Annotated in this window: 6 protein-coding genes and 1 pseudogene; all 7 read left to right on the top strand. The window is 67.1% G+C overall.

Features of this window, described 5'->3' with window-relative positions; all coding sequences use genetic code 11:
* Positions 1 to 379, top strand: a pseudogene (locus WDC82_RS25060) (hypothetical protein); the annotation flags it as partial.
* Positions 380 to 397: 18 nt separating this feature from the next.
* Entirely contained in the window at positions 398 to 1,537 is a 1,140-nt protein-coding gene (locus WDC82_RS25055) for a hypothetical protein (protein ID WP_340120187.1), read from the top strand.
* Between the two features lie 89 nt (positions 1,538 to 1,626).
* Positions 1,627 to 2,010, top strand: coding sequence for a hypothetical protein (locus tag WDC82_RS25050; protein WP_340120186.1), 384 nt, complete (start codon positions 1,627 to 1,629; stop codon positions 2,008 to 2,010).
* 55 nt (positions 2,011 to 2,065) lie between these two features.
* On the top strand, positions 2,066 to 2,779 hold the full coding sequence (locus WDC82_RS25045) for a C39 family peptidase (RefSeq protein ID WP_340120185.1): 714 nt from the start codon (positions 2,066 to 2,068) through the stop codon (positions 2,777 to 2,779).
* Positions 2,780 to 2,783: 4 nt separating this feature from the next.
* Complete coding sequence (locus WDC82_RS25040; protein WP_340120184.1) at positions 2,784 to 3,413, top strand: hypothetical protein; 630 nt, start codon at positions 2,784 to 2,786, stop codon at positions 3,411 to 3,413.
* 76 nt (positions 3,414 to 3,489) lie between these two features.
* Entirely contained in the window at positions 3,490 to 4,761 is a 1,272-nt protein-coding gene (locus tag WDC82_RS25035; RefSeq protein ID WP_340120183.1) for a transporter, read from the top strand.
* 248 nt (positions 4,762 to 5,009) lie between these two features.
* A complete protein-coding gene (locus WDC82_RS25030) occupies positions 5,010 to 5,849 on the top strand; it encodes a tellurite resistance TerB family protein (protein WP_340120182.1) in 840 nt (279 codons plus the stop codon).
* Positions 5,850 to 5,971: the final 122 nt, after the last annotated feature.

Below are 5,971 nucleotides of genomic sequence, written 5' to 3'. Positions count from 1 at the left end.
CGGCGGCGCGGGCGGTGCGGGCGGTGCCGGTGGCACCGGCGGCAGCGCAACGGCCGGCACGGCGACCGGAACCGGGGGTGCCGGCGGCGTCGGCGGTGCGGCCGGTAACGGCGGCAACGGCGGAATGGCCACGGCGGGTGTCGCCACGGGAACCGGCGGTGCCGGCGGTACCGGCGGCAACGGCGGCGCCGGCGGTGTCGGCAACGGCGGAGCGCTCAGCTCGGGTGCGACCACGGTTGCGGCAGGTGCCGGCACCTTCGGTGGCATCGCCAACATGAATGTCGCTTCGGGCTTCTTCAACGGCGCCCTGGGTGGCGTTTCCGTGGCGGCTCATTCGGCTGTCAGCATCGGCACCGCAGGCGGTGGCGGGGCCCCATAACGGCGAGGAGGAAAACCCATGTTGAAAAACATACTCGCCGGGACCACGGCCCTTGCCCTGGTCATCGCCTTTGCAGCCGGCGCGTCGGCGAACCCGAAGAACAAGTTCGGCGACAACAACACCGCTGAAGCCACCGCGATGGCGAACGCCAACGCCAACGGCGGCAACGCGGGTGCCGGCGGCAATGCCAACGCCAACGGCACGGATGGAACCGGTGGCTTTCCCGGCACCGCTGGTGCCGGTGGCGCCGGAGGTGCCGGCGGCACCTCTTCCGCCTACGCCGAGTCCTTCAACAGCGACATCGAAGTGATCTCCGTGCAGGAGATGACGGCGACCGTCAACGGCGCTCCGATCGTTGTGATCGGCGGCATCGGTGGCGCCGGCGGCAATGGGGCCAACGGCGGTGACGGCGGTGTCGCGGTGGCCGCTTCCGTGGCCTTCGCCGGTAGCGGCGGCGACGGCGGTGACGGCGGTGACGGGGATGACGGCGGCGCCGGTCTCGGTGCGTCCGTCGCCCTCGGCGCTTCCGCGGCCAACGGCGGCGACGGTGACGACGGTGGCGATGGCGGCAGCGGCGGCGCCGGTCTCGGCGCGGGCCTGGCTGCTGCGGCTGGAGCCGACTCCGGCGACAACAGCGCAACCGGCGGCATCGCCAATGCCAACGGGGGTGTGGGAACGACCTCCGGCGGCAACGGTGGTACCGGTGGAACCGGCGGTAACGGCGATGCCGGCACGAACACCGCGAACGGCGGCACGGCCTCCACGGCCGACAACGCCGGAACGGGTGGTGCCGGTGGCGCAGGCGGTGCCGGTGGCGCAGGCGGCATCGGTGGCACAGGCGGTGCCGCCACGGCAGCTGACGGCACCGGAAATGGCGGAGCCGGTGGTGCCGGTGGTGCGGCCGGCAGCGGCGGCGCCGGTGGCATCGCCACGGCCGCGGATGCCACTGCAAACGGTGGCGCCGGCGGTGCCGGTGGTGCTGGTGGCAACGGTGGAATGGGTGCCGGTGGCACGCTTTCGACCGGCGCTGTCGACGTCGCCGTCGGCGGCGGCACGTTTGGGGGCATTGCCAACATCAACGTTTCGTCCGGCTTCTACAATGCGGCGCTGGGCGGCGTTTCCGTGGCGGCTCATTCAGGCGTGAACATCGGCAACTAAGACCGATCGGGACGGTCGGGCGGCGGGGCCTTCAGGCCCCGTCGCCCAGCCTCCCAAGAAAATGCCCCGGCTCTGAGGAGGGCCATGTCATGCAAGCAATGGCAGGAAGAATCCTCACTATCGCGACGGCCTTCATGGCGCTGGCTGCAGTGACATCCGCGACCGACTCGGCTCTGGCCGAGGAGCAAACCGCGCAAGGTGCATTCGCTGCCGTAAGCATTATGGGTGCTGCAGATCTGGATGCACTGCGGGGCCGCGAAGGCGGTCAGACCGTGATCGTCGCGACCGACCAGGAACTTACCGCTTCGGTCATCGGCGGCTCCATTACGGCCGACAACGTGACCACGGGCGGCGTCAGCTTTGGTGAGCGGGCGCTCGATGGCTTTGGCGGCATTGGTGTCTTCAATGTCGTGACCGGCAACAACAATTCGGTGCAGGCCGCCATAGGCGTGACCTTCAATCTTCTCGAGTAACGGCGACCGGCCCGACCCCGGGTGAATGCTGATGAGGGAGGAAGGGAGCCAACGCATGAGGCGCTTGCTCATCGCACTTTGCACCGTCGCCTGCGGCGGGGTGCTCACCACCGCCATCCCCTCCGTTGGCTCGGCCGGGCCAACGGTGATCCAGGGCGCGGGCGGCTCCTTTTCGCTGCCGGTTATGAGTTTGAAGGAGAAGCGCTGGACGAATGTCGTGCGCCAGCAATACGACTTCAGCTGCGGCTCGGCAGCGGTGGCTACCCTTCTGACCTACCACTACGAGAGGCCGATAGAAGAGGCGCGGGTCTTCGAAGAGATGTTCGGACGCGGCGATCAGCGGAAGATTCAGGCCGAAGGCTTTTCAATGCTCGACATGAAGCAGTTCCTGGATCGCCGGGGGCTGCAGTCCGACGGCTTTCGCATGACGCTGGACAAGCTCGCGGATATCGGCGTCCCGGCGATCGTCCTCATCAATACCGGGGGCTACAGACACTTCGTGGTCGTCAAGGGTGTCGAGGCCGAACGCATCCTGGTCGCGGATCCGGCGTTTGGAACCACCATCTGGCCCCGCGACCGTTTCGAAGCCGCCTGGGGCGGCGGGATCGTCCTTGCGGCCCGGGAGGGCATCGATGTGGCGCAGGCGCACTTCGGCGACATACCCGATTGGCAGATCCGCCCAAAGGCGCCGATCGGCCAGGGCGTCGACAGGAGCGGGCTTGCGACCTTCACCCTGACGCTGCCGGGCCGGCACGAGTTTGGGAGGTGACGCCATGGTCCGCTCACGGCGCATCATAGCCTTCATGGTGATGCTCGCTGCAGTCTGCAGCGGCTTCAGCGGCCGCGTTTCAGCGGACGTCGAGGGAGAGTCTGCGGCTGGCGGTCAAGCCTACGCTCACCCGTTCGACGCCATTCCCACGGCCGCCCCGGAACTCCTCGCGGTCATGCGCGGCGGATTGCGGGTGGGCGGGCTCGATATGGAGTTCGCGGCGAATGTGCGGACGCTGGTGAATGGCACCCTCGTCCTGGAAAGCACGACGAACCTGACACCGGGTGGAACGACCACGCAGTCGACCATGCCCACAGTAGGCTTGGATCCCCAGACGCTGAGCTTTGTCAGCGGTCAGGGAGGCGCTCCGTCCGGCGCGCTTCCCGCGACGCTGGCCGGGCTGGGGGGGCAGACGGGGGTCGTGGTCGAGGACCCCAGCGGGCTGACCACCGCGCTTCACAGCGTGACCCGGGAGCAGATTCTCGGCGTGGTGTTCACCTCGGCCAGCAACCAGCAGATCCGTCAGGAGATCAACGTCGAGGTGACCGTCGCGAACTTTGGCCGCTTTCAGGAGAGCGCCCGCAACGCGCTGTTCAACGGCCGTCTTCTGGGAAGCCTCAATTTCGCGCAGTAAAGGAAACTTGGCATGCCGTTGTCGGCTCTTGGATCTCGGGCGTCATAGGGCAGCAGTCTGATTCGGGGGGGAGAGGTTGGCGTTTCACAGCGGTCCGGAACGGTTCCTTCGTGGCGCTGCCGTCTTCGCCCTGGTCGGGGCGGCGGCACCGCCGGCCTTGGCTCAGGACTCGTCCCTTGACCTTGAACTGAAGCTGCTGGAGTTGCAGCGCACGCTTGAGCAGCAGCAGTTGGAGATCCGCGCCCTTCGTGAAGAGCTGTTGCAGTTGCAGCGCGGGCGCGGCCCGGCGGACGACGGTGTCCGCCAGGCCCAGCAGAGCGCGCCGGCGGCAACGCCGCCTCCGCAGCAGGCGCAACCGGCGCAACAGCCGGCCCAACAGCCAGCCCAACAGCCAGTGGGTGAGCCCCCGCCGCAACAGCCGCCGCGGCCCGAGGTCCAGGCCATACCGGAGCTCGGGGGCGTGCTGACGCCCAAGGGCACGCTGGTGCTGGAGCCGTCGGTCCAGTACTCCCATTCGCAGGTCAATCGCTTCACCTTCGTGGGCGTGGAGATCCTCGACACCTTCCTGATCGGCCTGCTGGAGGCACAGGATGCGGACCGGGATCTCTACCAGGCCGCGGTCACCGCGCGCTACGGCATCACCGACAGGCTGGAGGTGGAACTCAAGGTTCCGTACATCTACCGGGACGACCGCATCTCCTTCATTATTCCCCAGGTCGATCCCGATGCGCAGCTGACCCAGGACGTGGACGGGGACGGGATCGGCGACATCGAGTTCGGCCTGCACTACCAGATCAACAGCGGCCTTGATGACTGGCCGATCTTCATCGGCAATCTTCGCTACAAGTCGACCACCGGCAAGGGACCGTTCGATGTCGATCGCGGCGCGAACGGCCTGGAAACCGAGCTCGCCACCGGCTCCGGCTTCCACGCCATCGAGCCAAGCGTCACCATCCTCTATCCGAACGACCCCGTCGTCTTCTTCGGCAACTTCGGCTACCTGTTCCATCTGCCGGATGACGTCGACAAGACCTTCAACGACCAGACCATCGGCGAGGTCGATCCCGGCGATGCCTTTCGCATGAGTCTCGGCATGGCCTATTCGATCAACGAGCGGTCTTCCTTCACGCTCGGCTACAAGCACGATTTCATCGGCGAGACGACGACGGAGGTCAACGGCGTCGAGCTGTCGTCGTCGACCCTCAGCGTGGGTTCCCTGCTGCTCGGCTACAGCTATCAGATCAACAACTACTCCAGTGCCAATCTCAACTTCGAGCTGGGCGTCACGGACGACGCCCCCGACGTTCTCATGACGCTGCGCGTGCCCTTCGTGCTGGACCTGTTTTAGGCGACCGGACCCTGGACCCGAAAATGACAAGGGGACCGCGGCCAGCTGCCCCTTGTTGCCCTAGAGGCCTATTTGCATAGGCCCGCCAAGGGGGCAGACTGTCCATGGGGGCAGCGGTGGTGCTTGGCCGTTGCGATCAGACGTGAAGTCCTGCGAGAAGGTTCCACGATCCGTCGTCTCGGACGTCTCCCGTAGCATATTTCCACAGCAGAAGACGTCCCTGGACGACCGGCCAAAGGAGAGATCCAATGAGTCTCGATGCTGTCGTCGGACAATTGATGCGGAGCGGCCTGTCCCCCACCTCACGGGCGCGGCTTGAACATTCCATGGGAGAAAATGGCCTGGGTGGCTCGGGCGGCCTCGGCGATATTTTGAGCGGCATGCTGGGCGACGGCGCGACAGACGCGTCGGCGGCGGGCGGTGGCGGCGGGCTTCTCGGCGGACTCGGCAACATCCTCTCGGGCAGCAGCGGGGTCGGCGGCCTCAACCGGGGCGAAGTCGGCGGCCTCGGTGCTCTTGCCGGCGCGCTTCTCGGCGGCGGCTCGATGAAAGGGGCGATCGGCGGCGGCGCTATGGCCCTGTTGGGCACCGTGGCCTTATCGGCTTTGCGGAACCGGCAGGCGCCGGGCGAGACCGGACCCGCGGCAACCAGGACAGCCGCGGCCGCGCAGGCCTCCGCAAACCCCAGCCCGCCGCTTTCCAAGGAGGATGTTCGTCAGATGACGGCGCCGGAAACGGCGGAGCTCTGTCTGGTGGGCATGATCGAAGCGGCGAAAGCGGACGGCAAGATCTCAACTGACGAAATCGGCCGCATCACGGGCAAGCTGGAGGAAGGCGGCATCACGGCCGGCGAACAGCGTTTCGTCATGGAGCAGATGAGCAAGCCGGCCGATCCACAGCGCCTGATCGCGGCGATTCCGAATCGCGAGGTGGGAGCCCAGGTCTACGCCGCCGCTCTGCTCGCCATTTCGGCCGACACCGACGCCGAGCGGCAATTTCTCGCCGACCTCGCGCGCGGCAGCAGGCTGGACATCGGCACGGTGCGGGCCCTCCACGCCATCGTCGGCGCGCCGACGATGGCCGCCTGAGACCCGACCAGCACGACAGCGGACCACGGCTGACGATGTTGTTGGCGCCGAGCCGGAATCAAAAAGCCCCGTCGGAGTGACGGGGCTTTTTTTTGTTTGGTTGCGGGGGCAGGATTTGAACC

It is taken from the genome of Pelagibius sp. 7325 (assembly GCF_037652055.1).
Lineage (GTDB): Bacteria > Pseudomonadota > Alphaproteobacteria > Kiloniellales > Kiloniellaceae > Pelagibius.
This window is presented reverse-complemented; position numbering and strand designations above follow the sequence as displayed.

Coding starts and splice junctions, on each gene's coding strand:
- WDC82_RS25055 (WP_340120187.1), top strand. CDS start 398: ATGTTGAAAAACATACTCGCCGGGACCACGGCCCTTGCCCTGGTCATC.
- WDC82_RS25050 (WP_340120186.1), top strand. CDS start 1,627: ATGCAAGCAATGGCAGGAAGAATCCTCACTATCGCGACGGCCTTCATG.
- WDC82_RS25045 (WP_340120185.1), top strand. CDS start 2,066: ATGAGGCGCTTGCTCATCGCACTTTGCACCGTCGCCTGCGGCGGGGTG.
- WDC82_RS25040 (WP_340120184.1), top strand. CDS start 2,784: ATGGTCCGCTCACGGCGCATCATAGCCTTCATGGTGATGCTCGCTGCA.
- WDC82_RS25030 (WP_340120182.1), top strand. CDS start 5,010: ATGAGTCTCGATGCTGTCGTCGGACAATTGATGCGGAGCGGCCTGTCC.